The sequence below is a fragment of the Kribbella antibiotica genome (assembly GCF_004349055.1).
Taxonomy (GTDB): domain Bacteria; phylum Actinomycetota; class Actinomycetes; order Propionibacteriales; family Kribbellaceae; genus Kribbella; species Kribbella antibiotica.
Genome location: NZ_SMKX01000043.1, coordinates 25957 through 47437, shown reverse-complemented (window position 1 = coordinate 47437; position 21481 = coordinate 25957). Strand labels below are relative to the sequence as shown.

At 67.6% G+C, this 21481-nt stretch carries 20 protein-coding genes; 12 read left to right on the top strand and 8 right to left on the bottom strand.

Going from position 1 to position 21481, the window contains the following annotated elements:
- Nucleotides 1-63 precede the first annotated feature (63 nt).
- Nucleotides 64-1638 carry an alpha/beta hydrolase gene (locus tag E1263_RS17240; protein WP_165956643.1) on the top strand — a complete coding sequence of 525 codons (1575 nt, stop codon included), beginning with the start codon at nt 64-66 and terminating at the stop codon, nt 1636-1638.
- Here the strand turns inward: E1263_RS17240 and E1263_RS17235 are convergent.
- From E1263_RS17235 to E1263_RS43695, 3 genes are all read right to left on the bottom strand, one after another.
- The gene (locus tag E1263_RS17235; RefSeq protein ID WP_132168511.1) at nt 1589-2155 is read right to left on the bottom strand and encodes a DUF1990 family protein; all 567 of its coding nucleotides are present in this window, start codon (nt 2153-2155) and stop codon (nt 1589-1591) included. The two genes, E1263_RS17240 and E1263_RS17235, sit on opposite strands and share 50 nt — an antisense overlap.
- A 4-nt stretch (nt 2156-2159) precedes the next feature.
- Nucleotides 2160-3173, bottom strand: a complete 1014-nt coding sequence (locus tag E1263_RS17230) for an LCP family protein (RefSeq protein ID WP_132168509.1) — start codon at nt 3171-3173, stop codon at nt 2160-2162.
- Nucleotides 3174-3255: 82 nt separating this feature from the next.
- On the bottom strand, nt 3256-4059 hold the full coding sequence (locus E1263_RS43695) for a helix-turn-helix domain-containing protein (protein ID WP_165956642.1): 804 nt from the start codon (nt 4057-4059) through the stop codon (nt 3256-3258).
- A gap of 71 nt (nt 4060-4130) precedes the next feature.
- On the opposite strand from E1263_RS43695, the gene E1263_RS17220 reads away from it, so the two are divergent.
- Nucleotides 4131-4910: a phytanoyl-CoA dioxygenase family protein gene (locus E1263_RS17220; RefSeq protein WP_132168505.1), complete on the top strand. Its 780-nt coding sequence runs from the start codon at nt 4131-4133 to the stop codon at nt 4908-4910.
- A 116-nt stretch (nt 4911-5026) separates the two neighbouring features.
- Nucleotides 5027-5320 (top strand): HU family DNA-binding protein, encoded by a 294-nt coding sequence (locus E1263_RS17215; RefSeq protein ID WP_132168503.1) that lies wholly within the window; start codon nt 5027-5029, stop codon nt 5318-5320.
- A 1-nt stretch (nt 5321) separates the two neighbouring features.
- On the opposite strand, the gene E1263_RS17210 is transcribed toward E1263_RS17215, so the two are convergent.
- A complete protein-coding gene (locus tag E1263_RS17210; protein WP_238161297.1) occupies nt 5322-6314 on the bottom strand; it encodes an SMP-30/gluconolactonase/LRE family protein in 993 nt (330 codons plus the stop codon).
- 126 nt (nt 6315-6440) lie between these two features.
- Between E1263_RS17210 and E1263_RS17205 the strand changes: the two genes are divergently transcribed.
- Genes E1263_RS17205 through E1263_RS17195 form a run of 3 tightly spaced genes read left to right on the top strand, consistent with a single transcriptional unit; the run spans nt 6441 to nt 9944 of the window.
- The gene (locus E1263_RS17205; protein WP_132168501.1) at nt 6441-8387 is read left to right on the top strand and encodes a M13 family metallopeptidase; all 1947 of its coding nucleotides are present in this window, start codon (nt 6441-6443) and stop codon (nt 8385-8387) included.
- A complete protein-coding gene (locus tag E1263_RS17200; RefSeq protein WP_132168499.1) occupies nt 8384-9238 on the top strand; it encodes a helix-turn-helix domain-containing protein in 855 nt (284 codons plus the stop codon). The genes E1263_RS17205 and E1263_RS17200 overlap by 4 nt, the downstream gene beginning before the upstream one ends.
- Nucleotides 9239-9248: 10 nt before the next feature.
- Nucleotides 9249-9944, top strand: a complete 696-nt coding sequence (locus E1263_RS17195) for an SDR family NAD(P)-dependent oxidoreductase (RefSeq protein ID WP_132168497.1) — start codon at nt 9249-9251, stop codon at nt 9942-9944.
- 25 nt (nt 9945-9969) lie between these two features.
- Here E1263_RS17195 and E1263_RS17190 read toward each other — a convergent pair whose 3' ends face one another.
- Together E1263_RS17190 and E1263_RS17185 are read right to left on the bottom strand one after the other, a co-directional pair.
- Nucleotides 9970-11400, bottom strand: a complete 1431-nt coding sequence (locus E1263_RS17190; protein WP_132168495.1) for an aminopeptidase P family protein — start codon at nt 11398-11400, stop codon at nt 9970-9972.
- 37 nt (nt 11401-11437) lie between these two features.
- Nucleotides 11438-11839, bottom strand: coding sequence for a hypothetical protein (locus E1263_RS17185; protein ID WP_132168493.1), 402 nt, complete (start codon nt 11837-11839; stop codon nt 11438-11440).
- Nucleotides 11840-12644: 805 nt separating this feature from the next.
- Here E1263_RS17185 and E1263_RS17180 point away from each other — a divergent pair.
- The 5 genes from E1263_RS17180 to E1263_RS17160 all read left to right on the top strand — a co-directional run bounded on the left by E1263_RS17180 (nt 12645) and on the right by E1263_RS17160 (nt 16746).
- Nucleotides 12645-13250, top strand: coding sequence for a histidine phosphatase family protein (locus tag E1263_RS17180; RefSeq protein ID WP_132168491.1), 606 nt, complete (start codon nt 12645-12647; stop codon nt 13248-13250).
- Nucleotide 13251: 1 nt separating this feature from the next.
- Nucleotides 13252-13941, top strand: coding sequence for a uracil-DNA glycosylase (locus E1263_RS17175; RefSeq protein WP_202868920.1), 690 nt, complete (start codon nt 13252-13254; stop codon nt 13939-13941).
- Nucleotides 13942-14087: 146 nt separating this feature from the next.
- The gene (locus tag E1263_RS17170; RefSeq protein WP_132168487.1) at nt 14088-14789 is read left to right on the top strand and encodes a DUF969 domain-containing protein; all 702 of its coding nucleotides are present in this window, start codon (nt 14088-14090) and stop codon (nt 14787-14789) included.
- Complete coding sequence (locus E1263_RS17165; protein ID WP_132168485.1) at nt 14786-15757, top strand: DUF979 domain-containing protein; 972 nt, start codon at nt 14786-14788, stop codon at nt 15755-15757. The genes E1263_RS17170 and E1263_RS17165 overlap by 4 nt, the downstream gene beginning before the upstream one ends.
- Before the next feature lie 32 nt (nt 15758-15789).
- Nucleotides 15790-16746 (top strand): DUF2891 family protein, encoded by a 957-nt coding sequence (locus tag E1263_RS17160; RefSeq protein ID WP_132168483.1) that lies wholly within the window; start codon nt 15790-15792, stop codon nt 16744-16746.
- Here E1263_RS17160 and E1263_RS17155 read toward each other — a convergent pair.
- Together E1263_RS17155 and E1263_RS17150 are read right to left on the bottom strand one after the other, a co-directional pair.
- Entirely contained in the window at nt 16694-18481 is a 1788-nt protein-coding gene (locus E1263_RS17155) for an ABC transporter ATP-binding protein (RefSeq protein WP_132168481.1), read from the bottom strand. The two genes, E1263_RS17160 and E1263_RS17155, sit on opposite strands and share 53 nt — an antisense overlap.
- Nucleotides 18478-20070 carry an ABC transporter ATP-binding protein gene (locus E1263_RS17150; protein ID WP_238161296.1) on the bottom strand — a complete coding sequence of 531 codons (1593 nt, stop codon included), beginning with the start codon at nt 20068-20070 and terminating at the stop codon, nt 18478-18480. Before E1263_RS17150 ends, E1263_RS17155 begins: the two co-directional genes overlap by 4 nt.
- Nucleotides 20071-20289: 219 nt before the next feature.
- Here E1263_RS17150 and E1263_RS17145 point away from each other — a divergent pair, with 219 nt between their 5' ends.
- Nucleotides 20290-21480 carry an ROK family transcriptional regulator gene (locus E1263_RS17145; protein WP_132168477.1) on the top strand — a complete coding sequence of 397 codons (1191 nt, stop codon included), beginning with the start codon at nt 20290-20292 and terminating at the stop codon, nt 21478-21480.
- Nucleotide 21481 lies beyond the last annotated feature (1 nt).

Here is a 21481-nt window from a genome sequence, read left to right as displayed (position 1 = left end):
GCGAGCGTCCCCCGGCGCCGGGCAAGGTGTGTCGGTACGCATTCACATCTGGGGGTACCGCACATGCGTCTTCGCCTTCCTGTCGTCGCCGTGGCCACTCTGGCCCTTATCAGTCCGTCAGTCCCTGCAGCGGCCGGGACGCCAGCGCCGAGTCAGCTCGTGTTCGGCGCCTGCCCGGACGACATCGCTCAGCCCTACCCAACGCTGACCTGCGCCACGTTGCAGGTGCCTGTCGACTACCGGCAGCCGTCCGGCCCAACTACCTCATTGCTGGTCAGCAAGCACGCCGCCAACAACCCGGCGAAGCGCCAGGGTGCTCTCTTCGTTAACCCTGGCGGCCCGGGTGGCAGCGGCGTGATCACGGCCGGCTACTACGCCACCCCGGACGAGAGCGGCTTCACGGCGCTGGATTCCGCCGTCCTCGATGCGTACGACCTGATCGGCGTCGACCCGCGGGGAGTCCGGCACAGCGGGGCCATCAGTTGCGCGGCCCCGGACTACTTCCCGGTCCCGCAACCGGATCCGGACGCCCCTGCCACTCGCGACGCGATGTGGAAGCTGTGGGACGGCTACGCGGACGGCTGCGGCGCCAACGTCGGCGCCATGCTGCCGCACCTTGGCACCGACAACGCCGCTCGGGACATGGATCGCGTCCGGGCCGCACTGGGCGAGCCGAAGCTCAACTACCTCGGCGGCTCGTACGGCACCTATCTCGGCGCCGTGTACACCGAGTTCTTCCCGCACCGCGTCGGCCGGATGATCCTGGACGCCAACGTCGACCCCACCCCGCCGGACCTCTTTTACCAGCTCGCCAAGGACCAGAGCGTTGCCGGCCAGAAACGGCTCGACACCTACCTCGCCTGGATGGCTGAGTACGACGCAGTCTTCCACCTGGGCAGCACAACGCGCGCGGTACGCGCCAACTGGAACAAGACGCTGGCCGACTTCCGCAAGCCACATGGCTCCGTCGGCGCCCACGAACTCCTCGGCGCCCTCTTCGGTGTGCTGGTCACCGAAGAGATCTGGATCGATTTCGCACAGATCCTCAGCACCTATGTGAACGACGGTGACGACACTGCACTGGTCGAGTTCGCGGCCCCGAGCACCAGCGCTGGGACCGAGCGTTTCAACGCCATCTTCAGCGCGGTGATCTGTGTCGACTCGAAGTGGTCGCACAGCAAGGCCACCTACGAGCGAGACTCGGCCCGGCTCGCGAAGGTCTCCCAGTTCGCCTGGGACAACATGTGGATCACCGGCAGCGTCTGCCGCAACTGGCCGGTGCCGAACCACGCACCGATCAAGATCTCCGGTCGAGGGCTGCCCGGCATCCTCATGTTCAACAGCGTCGGCGACCCGGCCACGCCATACGCCGGCGCTGTGAAGCTGCACAAGGTGTTGCGGGGCTCGGTACTGGTCACCGAACGGGATGCCGGCGCACACGGCGTCTTCGCCAGCACACAGGCGACGATGAACACCGCGGCGAACGCCATCGGCACGAAGTACCTGCTCACCGGCGAGCTCCCGCCGCGCGACATCTCCGTACCGGGCCACGCGCTGCCGGTGCCCACACCGGCCGCGCTGAAGGCACCTAGCGAGAAGAAGTCGCCAGCCGTCGGAGAGCGTTGGCGTATCTCCTAGCAGCCAGCCCCTGCACCGTGCGTGTGGCCGGTCCGCCCAGGCGGGCGTACCAGGCCGCCGCACGGCTGTAGGCGGTCACTGTGAAGTAGATGCCGTCGGACTCCCGCGTAACAATGAAGGACTCCTCACCGGACTCCGGGTGTCCCTGCAGCGTCCCGTAAGCGAAGCCGATCCGGTCTGGCTCATCCACGGTCCACACCACGCGACACGGAATCGCCAGCCCCAGCAGACCGATCGGTACGGCGGTCCGCAGCCGGCCGATCACCATGCCCGGCCCGAGCCGCCCGAGCGCGTTCACTCCGGGCTCTGCCGGACCATCCGCGGTGAACGGCACTCCGGCGAGCCGTTGCATCCGCCAGCCGAGTAAGGCCTCCCCTGCCCGCCGGAACACCTCGTCCCCCTCGCCGAGCCGGGCCCGGTGCTCCAGCCGGTGGAAACCGGGCGGAGTCTTGTCGAACCGGGTGGAACCGACTACGTCGTACGTGAAGTGCAGTTGGGGCAGGTCGTCGAGCCGCATCAGGTCAGCTGCTCTTCAGACCGCTGGTCTTGCCGGACTTGATCGCGCTGAACAGCGCCTTGGCCTTCGCTTCGTCCCATCCGACACCAATACCCCCGCCGCTGACGCGCACACTGTCGTCGCCGATCGGCACCGTCAGTGTGACGCCGCCACTGCCGGAGACGGCCCGCATGCCGCGAGCGAACTTGATGAAGTCGAACAGGCTCATCTCCTTGTCGACGGTGAGCGCATCCACCCCCTTGGTCGCGACGTTGAAGTAGCGGACCGGGTTGAGGAACGTCGACGGCGAGGTCGCCTTCTTGCCGACCGCACCGACCATCTGGCGCTGCCGCTCGACCCGGCCGAAGTCGTTCTTGCCGTCCGCGTGCCGAGAGCGCACGTAGCCGAGCGCGGTGACGCCGTCCAGGTCCTGGCAGCCGGCCTTCAGGTTGATGTGCGCCTGCTTGTCGTCCAGCGCCTTCGGCAAGCACATGTTGATCCCGCCAACGCTGTCGATGACGGAGGCGAAGCCGCTGAAGCCGATCTCGACGTAGTGGTCGATACGCAGGCCGGTCTTGGTCTCCAGAGTCTTGATCAGCAAGGCCGGATTGCCCTTACCGAGGGCGAAGGCCGCGTTCACCTTCTGCTTGCCGTAACCGGGCACGGTCAGCACGCTGTCGCGCGGGATGCTGACCAGCACCGTCGGACCGGACTCCGGCACGTGCATGATCATGATCGAGTCGGTCCGGGAACCGGATGCCTTGCCGGTATGCAGCCGGGCGCGCTCTGCGCGACTCAACTCCTCGCGGCCGTCGGAGCCAACCATCAGGTACGTCGTACCGCCCGCGGCGGCCGGCCTGGTGCCGGTGGGCATGGCTTCGACCTTGTCGACCCGGCTCCACGCGTAGAGCGGGACGGTGACAAGCATCAGCACGAACAGCAGGACGAGCAGTCCGACGGTCCTCAGAAACCAGTTCTTCCGCTTCTTCGGGGGCCGGCGGCCGGCGTAGCGTGCGTCCATGGGCTGCGGTTGACTCATACCTGAACGGTATCGGTGCGCGAGCGCTGAGACGTCACTCCAGTGAACGAATCTAACGGTCTGAAAGTCGATGCCGCCTCCTTCAGAAGGAGGAAATCGGCCCCGGAAACGAACCAGACCGCCGAAACGCGCGCGGTGACTCCCCGGTCCGCGCCGCGAACAGCCTGCTGAAGTAGGCCGGATCCTCGTAGCCCACCCGGCGCGCGACCGCTGCGACAGACAGCTCCTCCTCGGCTAGCAGAGCCTTCGCCGTACTCAGCCTGGTGCGCAGGACGAGCTCCTGCGGCGTCACGCCAGCCTCGCGCCGCACTTCCTCGCGTAGCTCCTTCACGGTGAGTCCAAGCTCAGCGGCATAGTCCTGAACGGAGGCGACCACACATGCCAGCGCAGCGAGCCGCTCAGCCACCCCCTGCACTGGCGTCGGTACGGCCGCCCCGAGGAGGTCGTACAGCGCACCAGCCGTCTGTACGGCGTTGTGCGCCGAAGCGACTCGATGCAGCCGGCTGAATGCGCGGTCGACCGGCCTGGGGTCGGCGTAGCGGCTGACTGGTCGGCTCGGGTCCAGGTGGCCGAGTGCGGCCAGCCCGGTGGTCGCCGTACCGGCGAAGAGAACCCAGTGCTGCCGCCACTTCGTAGCGGGGCGGTAGCCGTGCAAAACGCCGGGGTAGAGCCACAACATTGCGGGTGCCTGCACCTCGTGCACCTGGCGGTCCGGGCCGTGGAGCAGGTGGCCGCGGCCCTCCTTGACCCAGACCAGCGCGTGACAGCCCAGTGCGCGCTCTGGTGACGGTCCGCGGGGGTTGACCTGCTCACCAACACCCAGACAGAAAAGTCCAAGTTGTTGCTCAGCAGGCCCAGGAGTTAGGTAGGTAGCCCAGTTCGGCATGACACAAGAGTCCAAGAAGTACTCCGCACTGTCCATTCCGGTTGCCTCACACCGAGTGTCGAATTGTCGATGTGCTGACATCAAACGGATATGTGCTGGACGAACGACGGCTTGGCGAACTGGTCGCCGTACCGGAGCAGGAGCGGACCGATCTGCCGGTACTGCGCCGGCGACTGCAGGAGGACGGGTACCTGCTGCTCCGCGGGCTGCTGGATCCACAGGCAGTCCTGGAATTCCGCAGGTACTACTTCGAACTCACCGGCGGCGCCAGCGACAGGGCGTCGTACCGGAGTGTGCTGTTCGAGCAGATCGTGCCGGGACCTGAGTACGCCGCGTTCTGCGGGCTACTGAAGGGCTGGTTCGAGCGGTTTCTGGGCGGGGAGCCGTTTCTGCACCGGCGGAAGATCATCCGGCAGACCGCTCCGGGCGAGAACGGCATCGGGACCGCCACCCAGGCGCACTACGACCTGGTCTACCTGCGCGGCGGTAGCGACCAGGTGCTGTCGGCGTGGATCCCACTGGGCGACTGTCCGGTCAGCCAGGGCGGTCTGACCTACCTGGAGCGCAGCCACCACCGAGTGCTCACCGAAGAGGCCGCCGGCACGTTGAAACGGCCCGCCGTCTCGATCACTGCCGACCTGCCCGCCCTGGCCGACCAGTACGACGCCAGCTGGCTGGTAACCGACTACTCAGCGGGCGATGTGGTCATCCACACCGCGCACACGATCCACGCGGCCCTGGACAACGCCTCGGATGTGACGCGGCTCTCAACGGACATCCGCTATCAGCGCGCCGAGGAGGCGATCGACGCTCGCTGGCAGCACGACTGGCACGACCGCGACGGGCTCTGAAAGCGCGCCAACCCGGTGGATTCTGACCGATATCCGGATTGCTTCTCGCTAACGACAATCATTTCGGTTAAGGTTCCGGTCGAACCTACAAGCAGTCGAGTGGTGTGAGGAGAGCCGTGAACCGCAACGAGTTGGTCGCCGGGTTGGCGCAGAAGGCGGGTATCCCGCGGAACCAGGCCGAGCGGGTCCTCGACGCGCTCGGAGACGTGGTCACCGAGGCCGTGCACAAGGGCGACAAGGTGTCGCTGACCGGTCTGTTGAGCATCGAGCGCGTCATGCGGGCACCGCGGACGGGCCGCAACCCGCAGACCGGGGAGCCGCTGTCGATCCCGGCCGGTTACTCCGTGCGGCTGTCCTGCGGGAGCCGTCTGAAGGCCGCCGCCCGCGGCGACCTCCGGACGATCTCCTGACCTATCTCCCGAACCGAATCGGGTCGCACTCCCCCTCGTCGGCCGAGTGCTTCACCTTCGCCGGCACCGCGGTCACCCAGTACGGCGTGGTCGCGGTCGGCGGAGTGGTGAACCGCGCGTTCGGAAGGTAGAGCCGGTCCCCAAAGGCCGCCGCAGTGGTCGGTACGTCGAAGTCGGTGCTGGTGATCTCGCGCTGCACCGCGCCCAACGTCCCGGCCGCATCCAGGCGGACGACGGCGATCTTGTTCAGCCGGTTCTGGACGACGTACAAGGTCTTGCCGTCCAGCAGCAGGCCGTCGCCGTTGGTCAACACTGCGCCACCGAGGTCGACCTTCCGGGTGACACCGGTCTCCGGGTCGACCCGGAACAGGAATCCGGTCGAGGATTGAACAATGAGTAGCCCACGACCGTCCGGCGTGAGGGCAATGCCGTTCGCGTTCAGGACGCCAGCGGAGTGCTGATAGTCGCCGCTGAGGGGAATGGTCGTTGCCTTGGCGGGCAGCTTGCCGCCGTGCCCGAGCGGGACCTTGTAGAGCACGGGTTGCTGGGACTCGGTGAACCAGGCCGCATCCTTGCTCAGGATGACGTCGTTCACGAACGTCGGTGTGCTGGTCGTGAAGGTGTAGCTCGCGAGCACACGGCCGGTCCGGGTGTCGATCACGCGACCGTTGCCGCCGCCTGCACCGGCGACGAACAGCCGCCCGTGGCCGTCGACCTTCATGCCGAGCGAGCCGGTGCCGGGTCCGGCGCTGAGCACCTTTCCGGTGCCGGTGCGCAGGTCAGCGGCGTAGATGTCGCCGGTCGCCCGGGAACCGAAGTACGCCGTACCGCGGGCGATCGCGATGCCTTCGGGCTGGAAGCCGGCTGGGAGCTCGATCCGGGCCGGGAAACTGTCGTGCCGGGGAGTCGCCGTTGCGGCCGGGGCGCCGGAAAGGCCGAGCAGCAAGGCGGGTACGCCGATGAGTAGTGCCCGTCGGCGAACGAGGTTGGACATGGCGGGTCCTCCTGATTCAGGGGTCTGGTCTGAACAACGGGATCGGCCTGTGGAAAGTTCAGAACGGGCTGTGCCAAACGGGTATGTTCACTGTCAGCAACTCACCACGAATACTTGGGGGCAGGGATGACAGCAGACATCGAGAGCTCGGGTCCGTCCCGGCCGCAGGACGACCTTTACCGCTCCGTCAATGACCGGTGGCTGACCGACAACGAGATCCCGGCCGACAAGGCCATCTACGGCGCCTTCCACGCGCTCTGGGACACCGCCGAGCAGGATGTCCGCGCGATCGTGGAGAAGACCACCGCCGCCGATCACCCCGCCGGCAGCGAGCCACGGAAGATCGCCGATCTGTTCACCAGCTTCATGGACGAGGAGACCATCGAGCGGCTGGGTGCGGAGCCGATCGCCGACCAGCTCGCGCTGGCCGACTCGGTCACCGACGCCGCCGAGCTGGTCGCGGTCCTGGGCAAGCTCGAGCTGGAGGGCGTCTCGGGCGTCTTCCGGGTCTGGGTCGACTCGGACGCGAAGCAGTCCGACCAGCACATCGTCTACCTGATGCAGGGCGGGCTGAGCCTGCCGGACGAGTCCTACTACCGCGATGACAGCTTCGCCGAGAAGCGGACGGCGTTCGTCGCCCACGTCACCCGGATGCTCGAGCTGGCAGGCCGGCCTGATCCGGCCGGAGCCGCCGAGCGGATCCTGGAGCTGGAGACACAGCTGGCCTCACACCACTGGGACCGGGTCAAGGAACGCGATGTCACCAAGACCTACAACAAGCTCAATCGGGCCGGGCTGGCGAAGCTCACCTCCGGTCTCGACTGGTCCGGCTGGCTCGCCGGTGCCGGCATGCCCGAGAGCGCGTTCGAGCAGGTCGTCGTGCGCGAGCCGGAGTTCCTGACCGCGGCCGCGGCGGCCCTGCAGGAGACCGACATCGCGCGGTGGAAGGAGTGGCTCGGCTGGCAGGTCGTGCACTCGGCCGCACCCCTGCTGAGCAAGGCCTTCGTCGACGAGAACTTCACCTTCTACGGCAAGGCCCTGACCGGCGCACCGGAGCTGCGGGACCGCTGGAAGCGCGGGCTCGGCACCGTCGAGTCGGCCCTCGGTGAAGCGCTCGGCCAGCTCTATGTGACCGAGCACTTCCCGCCGGCAGCCAAGTCCCGGATGGTCGAGCTCGTCGCCAACCTGGTCGAGGCCTACCGGGTCCGGATCGAGGCGCTGGACTGGATGGGTCCGGAGACCCGCCGCCGCGCGCTCGACAAGCTGGGCACCTTCGTGCCGAAGATCGGCTACCCGGACAAATGGAGGGACTACAGCGCCCTCGAGATCGACCCGGGCGACCTGTTCGGCAACCTGCGCCGCTCGGTCGCGGTGGAGACCGCCCGTGAGCTGGCCAAGCTCGGGACGCCGGTGGACCGCGACGAGTGGCACATGACGCCGCAGACGGTGAACGCCTACTACAACCCCCGGCAGAACGAGATCGTCTTCCCGGCCGGGATCCTGCAGCCGCCGTTCTTCGGCCTCGACGAGGACGACGCGGTCAACTACGGCGCGATCGGCGCCGTGATCGGGCACGAGATCGGCCACGGCTTCGACGACCAGGGCTCGCGGTACGACGCCAACGGCAACCTCAACGACTGGTGGACCGACGAAGACCGGGCCGCCTTCGAGCAGCGCACCGACAAGCTCGTCGCGCAGTACGACGCTCTCTCGCCGGAGGAGACCCCGGGTCAGTTCGTCAACGGCAAGCTCACCCTCGGCGAGAACATCGGCGACCTCGGGGGCCTGTCGATCGCCTATGCGGCCTACCAGCTCTCCCTCGACGGCGCCGAGTCGCCGGTCATCGACGGCAAGACCGGCGCGGAGCGGTTCTTCGGTGCCTGGGCTCATGCCTGGGCCACCAAGACCCGTCCCGAGGAGGCCGCGCGACGCCTGACAATCGACCCGCACTCACCGCCGGAGTTCCGCTGCAACGCCGTGGTGAAGAACATCGACGTCTTCCACGACACCTACGGCACCGCCGAGGGCGACGGCCTGTGGCTGGCGCCCGAAGACCGGGTGCGCATCTGGTGACCGTCGACCCCGGGCCGCTCGGGCGAAACCTGCGCGCCTGGCGCGAGCGGGTTCGGCCCGAGGAGGTCGGGCTGCCGGGGACATCCCGGCGGCGGACTCCCGGTCTGCGCCGAGAGGAGCTGGCCACGCTGGCCGGCGTCTCGCCGGAATACGTCGTACGGCTGGAGCAGGGGCGGACGCGACACCCCTCCCCGCAGGTCGTGTCGGCGATGGCGCGAGCGCTGGGGTTGTCGCCGTTCGAGCTCGATCACCTGTATCGGCTGGCTGGGTTGTCGACGCCGGAGAGCGGATTGATGCCGCGGCACATCACGCCCGGCGTGCGGCGGCTCGTGGATCGGTTGGGCGACTCCGTGCCGATCGCGGTCTGCACGTCCTCGTGGGAGACGGTGTACTGGAATCCCTTGTGGGCGGCGCTTCTCGGCGATCCGGCGCGCGCCGCGAGTGGACGCGCGCGGAACTTCGCCTGGCGACACTTCAACGGCCTGCTGACCGGGATCACCCTTCCGCCGGAGACGCTGGCCGAGTTCGAACACGACCTCGCCTGCGACCTTCGCCGTACGGTGGATCGGTATCCGGGAGAGCACGACCTGGCGGCAATGTGTCAGGAGTTGCGGGAGCGCTTCGACCGGTTCGCGCGGTCTTGGGACAGCGGTGACCTGCCGCGGCACCGGACGGTGCGCAAGATCATCGAGCACGACGAGCTCGGCACGATCGCCTTGGACAGCGACATCCTCACCGCGCCCGACAGCGAGCTGTATGTCACGGTCCTGACCACGGAGCCCGGCTCCGAGGACTCCTCCCGGCTCAGCCTGGTACTGGCGTTGTCTGGATGGAGTTCCATTCCTGGCTGATGGTTGAACCATGACCATCACACTGATCACCGGGGCCAACAAGGGCCTCGGGTACGAAACCGCCCGCCAACTCGTTGCCCTCGGCCACACCGTGTATGCCGGTGCCCGCGATCCCGAGCGCGGCCAGGCTGCCGCCGACCAGCTCGGCGCCACCTTCATCCAGCTCGACGTCACCGACCAAGCCTCGGTCGAAGCCGCCGCCAAGACCATTCAGGAGATCGAGGGACACCTCGACGTACTGGTGAACAACGCCGGCGTCCAGGGTGGGATGCCGTCCCCGGCCGAGCTCACCGCCGACCGGCTGCAGGCGGTGTACGACGTCAACGTCTTCGGGCTCGTCCGCGTCACCCAAGCGTTCCTGCCGTTGCTCGAGGCATCGACCTCGCCGGTCATCGTGAACATCGGCAGCTCGCTCGGCTCCAGCACGATCGTCACCGACCCGGCCCGGATGGAGTCGAGCCTGACCCTGCTCGACTACGCCTCCTCGAAGGCAGCGGTCATCATGCTCACAGTCCAGTACGCCAAGGCTCTGCCCCACCTGCGGATCAACGTCGTCGAACCCGGCTACACCGCTACCGACCTCAACGACAACCGCGGTCATCAAACCGTCGAAGAAGGCACCGAAATCATCGTGAAGATGGCGACGGTCGGACCCGAAGGCCCGACCGGCACCTACCAGGACCGCAACGGCACGCTGCCCTGGTAGCCGCCACTGGCCGGCGAAATGCGGGCTAGGAGGACATCCAGTTCTGGAGGCCTTCGACCGTGCGGGGCATGGCGTCGGAGAGGTTCTCGGCGCCGGTGTCGGTGATCAGGATGTCGTCCTCGATCCGGATGCCGATCCCGCGCAGGTCCTCGGGGACGGTGAGGTCGTCGGCCTGGAAGTACAGGCCGGGCTCGACGGTCAGGACGTAGCCGGTCTGCAGGTCGCCCTTGCGGTAGTGCTCCTCGCGGGCCGACGCGCAGTCGTGCACGTCGAGACCGAGCATGTGGCTGGTGCCGTGCAGGGTGTAGCGCTGGTGCAGCTTGCTGTCCGGGTCGAGAGCTTCCTCGGCCGAGACGGGCAGCAGCTCCATCGCGTCGAGCCCGTGCACGATGACCTCCATCGCGGCGTTGTGGCCGACCTGGAAGGTCGCACCAGGCTTGAGTGCCGCGATGCCGGCGTTCTGCGCGTCCAGGACAAGCTGGTAGAGATCACGCTGGCGCGGAGTGAACTCGCCGTTCACCGGCAGGGTGCGGGTGATGTCGGCGGTGTAGAGCTGCCGGTTCTCGACACCCATGTCGAGCAGCATCAGCGTGCCGTCGACGACCGGGCCGTCGTTCTCGATCCAGTGCAGCGTGGTGGCGTGCGGTCCGGCCGCGGCGATCGACGTGTAGCCGACATCGTTGCCCTCGGCCCGCGCCCGGCGCCAGAAAGTGCCCTCGATCCAGCGCTCGCCGTACTGGCGGACGCGGTCCATCTCGGCGAGCACGTCGGAGAAGCCGCGGTGCGTGATCGCGACGGCCTCGCGCATCTGCTCGATCTCCCACGGGTCCTTGACCAGCCGCAGCTCGGACAGCGTCGCGGCCAGCTCCTTGTCGCGGGCCTCATCCGTCCGTGCACCGCTCAGCAGAGACGCGATCGACTGATCCTCAGCGCGCCGCACCCGAGTCGGTACGTCGTTCTTGAGCGCGTCCCCGAGCTCGTCGAGATGACGCGTCTCGATGCCGAACTCACCGGCGGTCTCGGCCAGCGACGGCCGGCGACCCGCCCAGAGCTCTCCGTAGCTGCGGTCGCGCCAGAACTCCGAGCCCTGGCTGCGATCCGAGCGCGGCCGGAAGTAGAGAACGGAGTCGTGGCCGGTCGTCCCGTTCGGCTCCAGCACCAGCACGGCGTCCGACGTCTGGTCACCAGCCAGCCACACATAGTCGGTGTGCGGCCGGAACACGTAGTCGGTGTCGTTGGACCGGACCTTGTACGTCCCGGCCGGAATCACCAGCCGCTCGCCCGGAAACGCCTGTGACAAAGCATCCCGCCGCTTCGCCGCCCAGACCCCGGCATCGCTCAGCGTCACGTCCTGTCGCTCGGAGTCGGCCCACCCCGAGTTCATGAACGCGGTCAGCTTCGCGCTCGGCTCGGAATCGTGCGAAGCAGTCTTCGGCGCGGTGGTGTTCTCGGTCATCGTCGACCAGTCCTCGTTTCGGCGCAGGGGCCTGGTGTCAGCCCCGGATGTGCAGTTCGTCTCCGCGGACCAGGCCACTGTCCGGCAGCGCGTCCGCGGGATCCGAGCCGATGCGCGTGATCGCATCCTGCTCGTCCCCGAAGCCTACGCTCGGCCCGACCGTCTTGGCCTCCGCGGAGTCGAAGATCTCCACCTTCTCCCCAGCCACCTCCTGCTCGCGTCGACCGGCCCGGCGCAAGCCACCAATCACCCGCGCGCCCGGCGGACGCCGTACCAACGCTTCGAGGTAGGAGCGCGCCACCTGCGAGGTGTGATCGAAGACCTCCAGCGTCTGCGACTTGTCGTACATCCGCTCGTTGAAACGCAGCCACGCCAGCCAGCCGATCAGTGCACAGCCGCAGCCCACCCCGAGCACCGCGAGAAACACATAACCCGGCATCACACACATCCCCTCATCAATCGTCGGTCTCGACCCTGACGATGGCGCTCCCGAGCCCGATTCCGCGCACGACTTCGAGAACTGTGGATAACCGGTCGGCGCGACGACCAAGGCGATGCCCCGGCCCAAGGGGCACCGCGCCCGACCCCGGTCCACGGCCACTCGGTGCGGGAGTACCGCCCGCCGATTCAGGTAGGGGCAGCGCTCCCCAGCCACCGCTGTTCATCCCCAGCCGGTGCGCCGCCAGCTCCAGCCCTCCGCTCTCCGCGCGAACCCGGCCGCGCCTTGAGCACGGTTCAGTCACGGATCGGGCCGGAAAGTGACTGGTGGGTGCTCAAAGCTGCCTGGGGTCGCGGCCTTGAGCACGGGTCAGTCGTTGCGAGGGGCGTGCGGTGACTGAGGAGTGCTCAAAGAGGATCGCCCAGCCCCGAAACACGCGAACCCACCTTTGAGCGCCAAGCGCGACTTTGAGCCCGAAGCGCGACTTTGAGTGCCCACCAACCATTTCCACACCGGCCAACTGGTTGGTGGGGGCACAAAGTGCGGCGACGTGCCCAAAGACACGCGGGCCCACCTTTGGGCGGGAGGCGGGGCTTTGGGTGCGAGGGGCGACTTTGGGTAGCTGTCGATCGTTTCTGCGGCGGGAAAGCGGTTGGTGGGGGCACAAAGTGGGCCGGGGCAGGCAGGCAAAGGCCTCGCAAGCTCATACCTTGCGAGGCCGAGTCTTTTGTAGCGCGGGCGGGCAAACGGGCGCCTGACCGACACGCGAACGGTGAGCGACGTCACGGCGACGTACGATCCGCGGATGACGCACCTGATTTGTTTGCGGCACGGGGAAGCGGAGAGCAACGTGGCGCGGAGTATGGCGCCGGCGTTGGCTACGCCGCTGACGGCGCGGGGGCGGGAACAGGCGGAGGCTGCTGGGGTTCGGCTTCGGGAATCGGGGGCGGTGCGGGTTTACTGCAGCACGGTTGCTCGGGCGGTGGAGACGGCGACGGCGGTGGCGCGGGTTGTGGACCAGCTTGAGGTGGTTCAGCTGGCGGGGCTGGACGAGGTGCTGATCGGGCCGGACGCTGATCCGCTGGCGGAGACGACTCGGGACGGTGCCGCGGCGGCATTGCGGTCATGGGTGGTGGACCAGGAGCTGACCGTGGCGTTCCCGGGTGGCGGTGAGGACGGGACAACCGTCGTACGGCGGACAACCGAGGCGCTGCAGTCAATCGCGGCGGCGCATCCCGGGGAGACAGTGATCGTGGTCGGCCATGTGGCGAGCCTGACTGCTGGTCTGAGCGTCTTATGCGACCTCCACGAACAGGTGTGGGGCCGGCCGTTGCCGCATGCTGCCCCCTTCGTGGTGGAGGGCGGTCAGGTGTGGAGTTGCCGCGATTGGCCGGGAGGCTTCAGCGGCTGACATGCTGGGGCGGGTGAGCCCGAAGACGTTGACGGATTTGGTGGCGCCCGACTGGGCGGAAGCGCTGGCGCCGGTCGAGGAGACGGTCAGCCGGATGGGTGAGTTCCTCCGCGGCGAGATCGCCGCGGGCCGGTCTTACCTGCCTGCTGGGGAGAACGTGCTGCGCGCCTTCAAGAGCCCGCTGGCGCAGGTGAAGGTGCTGGTCGTCGGCCAGGACCCGTACCCGACAGCAGGTCACCCGGTGGGGCTGAGCTTCTCGGTGGCGCCTGAGGTCCGGCCGATCCCCCGGAGCCTCCAGAACATCTACCGCGAACTGATGGCCGATGTCGACGCCCCGAAGCCGTCCAACGGCGACCTGACGCCGTGGGCCGAGCAGGGCGTGCTGCTGCTCAACAGAGTGCTCACCGTGCAGACCGGCAACTCCGGTTCGCACCGCGGCAAGGGTTGGGAGTCGGTCACCGAGCAGGCGCTCCACGCGCTCGTGGACCGCGGCGGACCGCTCGTCGCCATCCTCTGGGGACGCGACGCACAGACCCTCAAGCCAATGCTCAAAAACATCCCGTACGTCGAAAGTGCGCACCCGAGCCCGATGTCGGCCGACCGCGGGTTCTTCGGCTCGAAGCCGTTCAGTCGCGTCAACGCGCTCCTCGTCGAGCAGGGCGCCACCCCGATCGACTGGCGCCTGCCCTAAACCGCGCTCACCGCGCCTGACCCCACCCATCGGAGGGGTCAGGCGCTTCGGCCTGCCCGGATAACTTGTTCGAATGACCTATTGCAGGATCGTTCAACAATCTCTTATGGTGACGGGAATCGCACCGTCCGTCCCTGGGAGGAACCATGTGGGTTCTGCTCGCCATCGCGGTGGTCGTCGTCGGATTCGCGCTTCGGCTGAACTCGATGCTGGTGGTCACCGCCGCCGGGATCGTGGCCGGTCTGATCGGTGGTCTGTCGCCGGTCAAGATCCTGAACGCCTTCGGCGACGGGTTCGCCAGTAGCCGCTCCGTCACCGTCTTCATCGTCACGCTGCCCGTGATCGGGCTGATCGAGCGCTACGGGCTGCAGCATCAGGCCCGCAAGCTGATCAGCAAGCTCACCTTCGCCACCACCGGCCGGCTGCTGGCCATCTACCTGCTGATCCGGCAGGGCACGGCAGCGCTCGGCCTGACCAGTATCGGCGGGCCCGCACAGGCTGTGCGGCCGCTGATCCACCCGATGGCGGCCGGTGCCGCCGAACGCCGCTACGGCAAGCTGCCGGAGAAGCTCCAGGAGAAGATCAAGGGCTTCGCCGCCAGCGCGGACACGGTCGGGCTGTTCTTCGGCGAGGACATCTTCGTCGCGATCGGCTCGATCCTGCTGATCACCGGGTTCGTCGATGCGACGTACGGGCTGCAACTGGAGGCGATCGACATCGCGCTCTGGGCGATCCCGACCGGTATCTGCGCACTCCTCATCCACGGCGCCCGGCTGCTGTACCTCGATCGCCAGCTGGACAACCTCGCGCGTGAAGCTCGGGCCGAGGCGAAGGAGACGGTCAAGTGATCAAGGTCGAGTGGTTCTACTGGCTCTGCGGGATCTTCTTCGTACTGATCGCGCTGCAGGTCCTCAACGACCGCAGCAACCCCAAGCGGATCGGCAGCGCGGCGTTCTGGGGCATCCTCGGCCTCTCGTTCGGCTATGGCACCTTCGTGGTGAACAAGACGGCGCCCTCCTGGATCCTCGGCATCGCCGTGATCGGTCTGGCTGTGCTCGCCGGTTGCGGCTTCCCCGGCAAGGGCCAGGAGCGTACGACGACGCCGGCGGAGCGAGTGAAGTTCGCCGACCGGTTCGGCAACAAGCTGTTCCTGCCCGCGCTGGTCATCCCCGTGGTGGCTGCGCTGTTCGGTGCGTGGCTGGCCAAGGTGAAGCTCGGCGATGGCACACCGCTGCTGCAGTCCGGCTCCGCAACGATCATCGGTCTTGGCGTCGCATCCCTGCTGGCACTGGCGGTTGGGGTCGCACTGCTCCGGCCGCGCTCCCCCGCCGTACCGCTGCATGAGGGGCGCCGGCTGCTTGAGCACATCGGCTGGGCGGCGATCCTGCCGCAGATGCTGGCCACACTAGGCCTGCTGTTCAACGCCTCCGGTGTCGGCAAGGCAGTCGGCCGAGTCACCGACCATCTGGTCCCGAAGGGCTCACTGATCGCCGCAGTCGCCTTGTACTGCATCGGTATGGCGGTCTTCACGATCATCATGGGCAATGCGTTCGCAGCGTTCCCCGTGATGACCGCTGCGGTCGGCTGGCCGCTGCTGGTGCAGCAGTTCGACGGCACTCCCGCAGTGGTCTTCGCGATCGGCATGCTGGCCGGCTTTTGCGGCACGCTCTGCACACCGATGGCCGCCAACTTCAACATTGTTCCAGCGGCCCTGCTGGAGATGAAGGATCAGTACGGCCCGATCAAGGCCCAGATCCCGACCGCAATCCCCTTGCTGGGCTGCAACATCGCGATCATGTATTTCTTTGCCTTCTAAATCGTAGAGCGCCTTCTAGTCAAAGGAACTTCATGAAGTACGCCGCTGCCTGGTCCGCGATCGCGTGTGACGTGCTGGAGACGCCCTATCCGTACGGCGCCGCCCACGCCTCACGCGGTCCGGAGGACGTGGATGTGACGCCGGAGAAACTGCACCCGGTGTTCCATGGCTCCTACGACTGGCATTCCAGCGCGCACATGCAGTGGTCGCTGGTCCAGCTGCTCGCACTGGCACCGGATACCAGGGCAAGCGAGCTGCTGAACCAGCGGCTAACCACCGAGGCGATCGCGACCGAGGCGGCGTACCTGCGGGAGCGTCCGTCGTACGAGCGTCCGTACGGCTGGGCCTGGGCGGCGATGCTGGTCGCCGCCACTCGCAACACCCAGTGGGCCGACGCAACCAAGCCGTTGGGCGATGTGATCGCAGACCTCGTGCTGGACTGGCTGCCGCGCCAGGCCTACCCGGTCCGGCACGGCGCCCACCTCAACACGGCTTTCGCCCTGTCACTACTGATGGAGGCGTACGGCGATCTCGGCCGCACCGATGTGGTCGACGCTATCCAGACTCGGGCGCTCGACTGGTTCCACAAAGACACCGCCTACGACACACGCTTCGAGCCGTCTGGCACGGACTTCCTGTCACCGGCGCTATCCGAGGCCGAGCTGATGCGCCGGGTGCTGCCCGCGGCAGAGTTCACCGACTGGCTGCACAGCTTCCTGCCAGGGCTGGGCGAGGACAATCATCAGCACCTGCTGGAGGTTCCCGTCACCGACGATTCCGGTGACGGTCAGCTCGCGCACCTGTCCGGCCTGGCGCTGTCCCGCGCCTGGCAGCTCCGCACGATCGCACCAAGCCTGCCGGACGTCGCCGAAGCACTCCGCAAAGGCGCCGACCGTCAGATCGACGCCGTACTCCCCACTGCCACCGACGGAGACTTCATGTCGACGCACTGGCTGGTGTCGTTCGCCCTCCTGGCTCACCAGGCTTAAACCCAGTCCAGCTGCGCCACAGCAACGCGTAGCGACCACCCGCGGCCAACAGTCCGTCATGCGTACCGGACTCAACCACCCGCCCCTGGTCCAGTACGACGATCCGGTCCGCCTGCTGTGCTTGCGTAAGCCGGTGCGCCACGATCAGCGTCGTCCGCCCCTCGGTCGCTGCCACAGATGCACGCTCAAGCTCACGCGCGCCCGCACTACCGGCCTCTGCCGTCGCCTCATCCAGTACGGCGACCGGCGGATCAGCCAGCACCAGCCGGGCGAACGCGAGCTGCTGCGATTGCGCACCAGTCAGCTGATGCCCCTCTTCACCCACGACTGTCGCCAGGCCATCAGGCAGCGCACGCACCCAGGCCAGCGCGCCAACACGTTCCAGCGCGGCCGCAACCTCATCATCCGTAGCGTCGAGCCGAGCAAGCCGTACGTCGTCAGCCAGCGTCCCGGAGAACACGTGAACCTCCTGGCTGAGCAGAGCGACCTGTGAGCGGGTGCGGTCCTCACCAAGGGCCTGCACATCCACACCACCCAGCCTCACCACGCCAGCCGTCGGCGTAAGCACTCCGGCCGCTAGCGCAGCCAGCGTGGTCTTCCCTGCACCACTAGCGCCCACGAGCGCGACTCGCTCCCCCGGCTCAAGCCGCAGCGACACCCCATCGACCACAAGCGGTCCGTCGTACGCGTGCCCGATGCCCACCAGCTCGATCGACGCATCCGCCGGACCGGGACCGGGCGGCGGCGAAGAGATCTGCTCCATCTCCAGTACGCCGGCCAACCGCGCCAGGCCCGCAGCCGCGGTCTGGGCCTCGTCGAACAGCATCAGTACAGCGCCGATCGGGTTGAACAGCCGGTGGAAGTACAGCGCAGCGGCCGTCACCGCACCGATGGTCACCAGGTCACCTCGCACCAGGAAGAACCCAGCGACCAGGATCGCGGTCAGCCCGGTGAACTCCGCATGGTTGATCCGCGACGAGAAGAAGCTGAAGATCTTGAACACCTTGATCGACAGGTCCCGGGCAGTCGCGGAGGTGGCGTCGATCTTCGCCAGCTGCACGTCCTCGAGCCGGTAGGCCCGCACCGTCGCACTACCGCGCAGCGACGCGATGATCGCCTCTGAGCGCTCTCCCATCGCGATGCGTTCCTGGCGGTAGAACGGCGCCGACCGCGGCAGGTACCAGCGCAGCGCCAGCAAATACATCGGTACGGCGAGCAGACCGGCCAGTCCGAGTCGCCAGTCGAGAGCGAACAAGCCAGCGGCCGTCAGGATGATGGTGAGCGCCGCCCCCAGCAGGGTCGGGCCGATGTCGGTCAGAGCAGTCGCCACCGTCGCCACGTCGTCACCGACTCGGGACAGCAGGTCGCCCGTGCGCACCTTGTCCAGAACAGGTGCCGGCAACTGCAGCGCCCGGTCGAGCACCTTCTCCCGGATCCGCGCCAGGACCGTCTCGCCCACGCGTGCCACGAGCATGACGCCCAGCGCGGTGAGCAGACCGGCCAGGACAGCAGCGCCACCGATCAGCAGCACCGCCTTGACGATCACAGAGTTGTCGGCGCCAGCCGAGGAGACGTCGTCGACGAGCGCACCGAGCGCCCAGGGCGCGACCAGACCGGCCGCACTTCCACCAGTGATCACGATGGCCGCGATGATCGACAGACCAGGCAGCTTGCGGATCTCACTCCACAACAGCGCCCACGTCGCCCGCGGGCCGGCAATGGGTAGGAGGTTCATCGGAGCACCGCTTCCTGGTACGTCGCGTCCGACTCGGCGAGCTCGGCATGGATTCCCTCGGTCACCACGACGCCGTCGGCCAGCACGATCACGCGGTCCATCTTCCCGAGCAGCGCCGGGCTACTGGTCAGCACGAGCGTGGTCAGGCCGGAGCGGACCTCAGCCATCCCCTCTGCGAGAAGCTCCTCGGTGACGGCATCGACCGCCGTACTGGGGTCGTGCAGGACGAGCAGTGGCGGTTCGGCGAGCAGTGCACGAGCGAGACCGAGCCGCTGGCGCTGGCCGCCAGACAGTACTTGGCCGCGGTCGGCCAGCGGCCGGTCCAGCTCGTCGATCAGGTCAGCAGCGCCGGCTGCGGTCATCACTCGCTCGAGCGAAGGTGACTCGACCAGCAGGTTGCTGCGCAGCGTGCCTTCGAACAGGTCAGTGTCGTGCTGCTCCAGCAGCACTGTGTTCCGCAGCGCATCGATATCCAGCTCGTCGATCGGCACACCGCCGACGCGGACTGAGCCGGTGTGCTCCGAGGTACGGCCGCCCACAACCGTCAGCAGCGCGTCCGCGTCGCGTGGGTCGTAACAGAGCACCCCGACGGACTCCCCGGCCCGCAGCGTCAGGTCGACGTTCGACAACGTCTTGTAGGAGACAGCCTCCAGAGCCAGCAAAGGCTGCAAAGGGTCGACAGTGATCGCCGTACCGGTCTCTACGAGAGGCGATGAGGACAGCACGGCGGCGACGCGGCCAGCGGAGGCACGAGCTGTGGCGAGCACCTGGCTGGCGTAGCCGAGCGTGCCCACCGGCTCAGCGATGAACTGCGCGAGACCGACAACAGCAATCAGCTCACCGATGCTGATCCGCCCGTTCAGTGCGAACCAGCCGGAGACACCGGCCACGGCCGCGAGCAGCAGCCCGCTCAGCGCCGTACTGACGCCGTCCTGAAGACCAGCTGTCGACACCGCTCGCAGTGTGGCTCGCAGCGTCGTCTGGCTCGACTGGCGATAGCGAGCGGCCGCGTTGTGCTGCGCGCCGATGCCCCGCAGCGTCCGCAGCCCGCCAACCAGGTCAGTAGCCAGTGCAGTCGTTTGAGCGACCGCCTCCTGCTGAGTCGACGTACGACGCGTCAGCAGCGGCGACAGGGCCTGAATCCCCAGCACCAGCAGCGGTACGCCGATCAGTACGCCGATCCCGAGCGGTACGTCGACCAGTAGCAACGACACTGAGGAGACGATCAACGCAGTGGAGGCCGCAGCGCCGATCGAGACGGCCCGCATCACCAGTGCGGTCTTCTCTGCATCGGATGTCGCGATCGACAGCAGCTCACCGGAGCGCAGCCCAGTCCGCTGTCCCCGTGGGTCCAGCACGCGCCGGGCGATCTCCAGCCGCAGCTCATGCGTCTCCCACTCGATCGCACGCATCACCTGCCGCGCACCGAGCTTCCAAGCGTTCGACAGCACTGCAAAGAGGGCGAACAGCATCACCACACACCAGATGAGCGGCCGCACATCCCCTGTGGCCACTGCCTTGTCGACGAAGATGCCGATCGTCACAGGAACGGCTGCCTCGGTCGCTTGATGTAACGACAGCAGCAGCACACCCCGGACCATCCGCCACCGGTGTCGCCGTACCGATCGTCTCAACAATTCACCCGTCGACATATTAGGTAACCCTAACTGGTTGCGAAGTGATTGACAGCCGGAGCCGATCACCGTACGGTCTCGCGATAATAGGAAACTTTCCTAACAGTTGAGTTGGTTGCGTCCCACGCAGCGAGCCGACGCCACGAGACCCGCGAAGGGAGGCAGGGTTATCCCATGGCAACAACACCTGGAACACCCCGCCTGCTCCGCGCGATGAACGACCGGGCCGCCCTGGACCTGCTGCTCTCCCAGGGACCCCTGTCCCGGACGACGCTGGGGCACCTGACCGGCCTGTCCAAGCCGACCGCTTCGCAGCTGCTAGCGCGCCTCGAAGCGGCCAACCTGGTGCGTGCCAGCGGGACCACCGCCGGCCGCCCCGGACCGAACGCCCAGCTGTACGAAATCAACGGCAACGCCGCGTACGTCGCCGGTCTCGACGTCACCCCTGCCCGGATCCGCTCGGCCATTGCCGACCTGACCGGCAAGGTGGTGGGTAGCTACGAGCTGCCGACGCCCGGCCGCAGTGCCAAGGGCACGGTCGAGCGCGTGGTCAAGGCGATCGAAGGTGCAGCCGGTGAGGCCGGTCTGAACCGCGCGAACCTGCACCGCGTCTCGATCGGTACGCCGGGTGGTTTCGACCCGACGACCGGCCGGCTGCGGTACGCGACCCACCTGCCCGGCTGGCACGCCCCGCACCTGCTCGAGGAGCTGGCCGCGGCGATCGTCGTACCGCTCGAGGTCGAGAACGACGTGAACCTGGCCGCCGTCGCCGAGCGACAGGTCGGGCACGCCCAGGAGAGCGAGAACTTCGTCCTGCTCTGGGGCGAAGAGGGCATCGGTGCAGCGATCGTGGTCAACGGCCGCCTGCACCGCGGTGCGACCGGTGGCGCTGGTGAGGTCGCCTTCCTGCCGCTGCCCGGGACACCGCTCGTCCGCAACGTCGGCCGCAACAACGCCGGCGGCTTCCAAGAACTGGCCGGTGGCGAACCCGTCCTGGCCCTGGCCCGCGCACACGGCATCAAAGCCCGTACGCCGGAATCCGCGATCGCGGCCGCCCTGGCAACCCCAGGAGCCGGCGACGCGGTGCTGTCCGAATTCGCCCACCGCCTGGCGGTCGGTCTGGCCGCGATCGTCGCGGTCGTCGACCCCGAGCTGATCGTCCTCGCCGGTGGCGTCATCACCGCCGGCGGCGAACGCCTGCGCGGGCTCGTCCAGGACGAGCTGGCCGACCTCGCCGTACCAAGGCCGCGGTTGCTGATGACCGCGATCCATCTCGACCCCGTGCTGTCGGGTGCCCTGCAGTCCGCACTGAGCGCCACCCGCGACGAAATCTTCGATACCGCTAGCTCTCCACCCATTTCCTAGG

Bases quoted from the DNA above. Each gene is read 5' to 3' on its own strand.
- E1263_RS17205 (WP_132168501.1), top strand. From the start codon at position 6,441: ATGACAGCAGACATCGAGAGCTCGGGTCCGTCCCGGCCGCAGGACGAC.
- E1263_RS43695 (WP_165956642.1), bottom strand. From the start codon at position 4,059: ATGCCGAACTGGGCTACCTACCTAACTCCTGGGCCTGCTGAGCAACAA.
- E1263_RS17180 (WP_132168491.1), top strand. From the start codon at position 12,645: ATGACGCACCTGATTTGTTTGCGGCACGGGGAAGCGGAGAGCAACGTG.
- E1263_RS17190 (WP_132168495.1), bottom strand. From the start codon at position 11,400: ATGACCGAGAACACCACCGCGCCGAAGACTGCTTCGCACGATTCCGAG.
- E1263_RS17195 (WP_132168497.1), top strand. From the start codon at position 9,249: ATGACCATCACACTGATCACCGGGGCCAACAAGGGCCTCGGGTACGAA.
- E1263_RS17155 (WP_132168481.1), bottom strand. From the start codon at position 18,481: ATGAACCTCCTACCCATTGCCGGCCCGCGGGCGACGTGGGCGCTGTTG.
- E1263_RS17230 (WP_132168509.1), bottom strand. From the start codon at position 3,173: ATGAGTCAACCGCAGCCCATGGACGCACGCTACGCCGGCCGCCGGCCC.
- E1263_RS17175 (WP_202868920.1), top strand. From the start codon at position 13,252: ATGCTGGGGCGGGTGAGCCCGAAGACGTTGACGGATTTGGTGGCGCCC.
- E1263_RS17235 (WP_132168511.1), bottom strand. From the start codon at position 2,155: ATGCGGCTCGACGACCTGCCCCAACTGCACTTCACGTACGACGTAGTC.
- E1263_RS17185 (WP_132168493.1), bottom strand. From the start codon at position 11,839: ATGCCGGGTTATGTGTTTCTCGCGGTGCTCGGGGTGGGCTGCGGCTGT.
- E1263_RS17160 (WP_132168483.1), top strand. From the start codon at position 15,790: ATGAAGTACGCCGCTGCCTGGTCCGCGATCGCGTGTGACGTGCTGGAG.
- E1263_RS17240 (WP_165956643.1), top strand. From the start codon at position 64: ATGCGTCTTCGCCTTCCTGTCGTCGCCGTGGCCACTCTGGCCCTTATC.
- E1263_RS17210 (WP_238161297.1), bottom strand. From the start codon at position 6,314: ATGTCCAACCTCGTTCGCCGACGGGCACTACTCATCGGCGTACCCGCC.
- E1263_RS17145 (WP_132168477.1), top strand. From the start codon at position 20,290: ATGGCAACAACACCTGGAACACCCCGCCTGCTCCGCGCGATGAACGAC.
- E1263_RS17170 (WP_132168487.1), top strand. From the start codon at position 14,088: ATGTGGGTTCTGCTCGCCATCGCGGTGGTCGTCGTCGGATTCGCGCTT.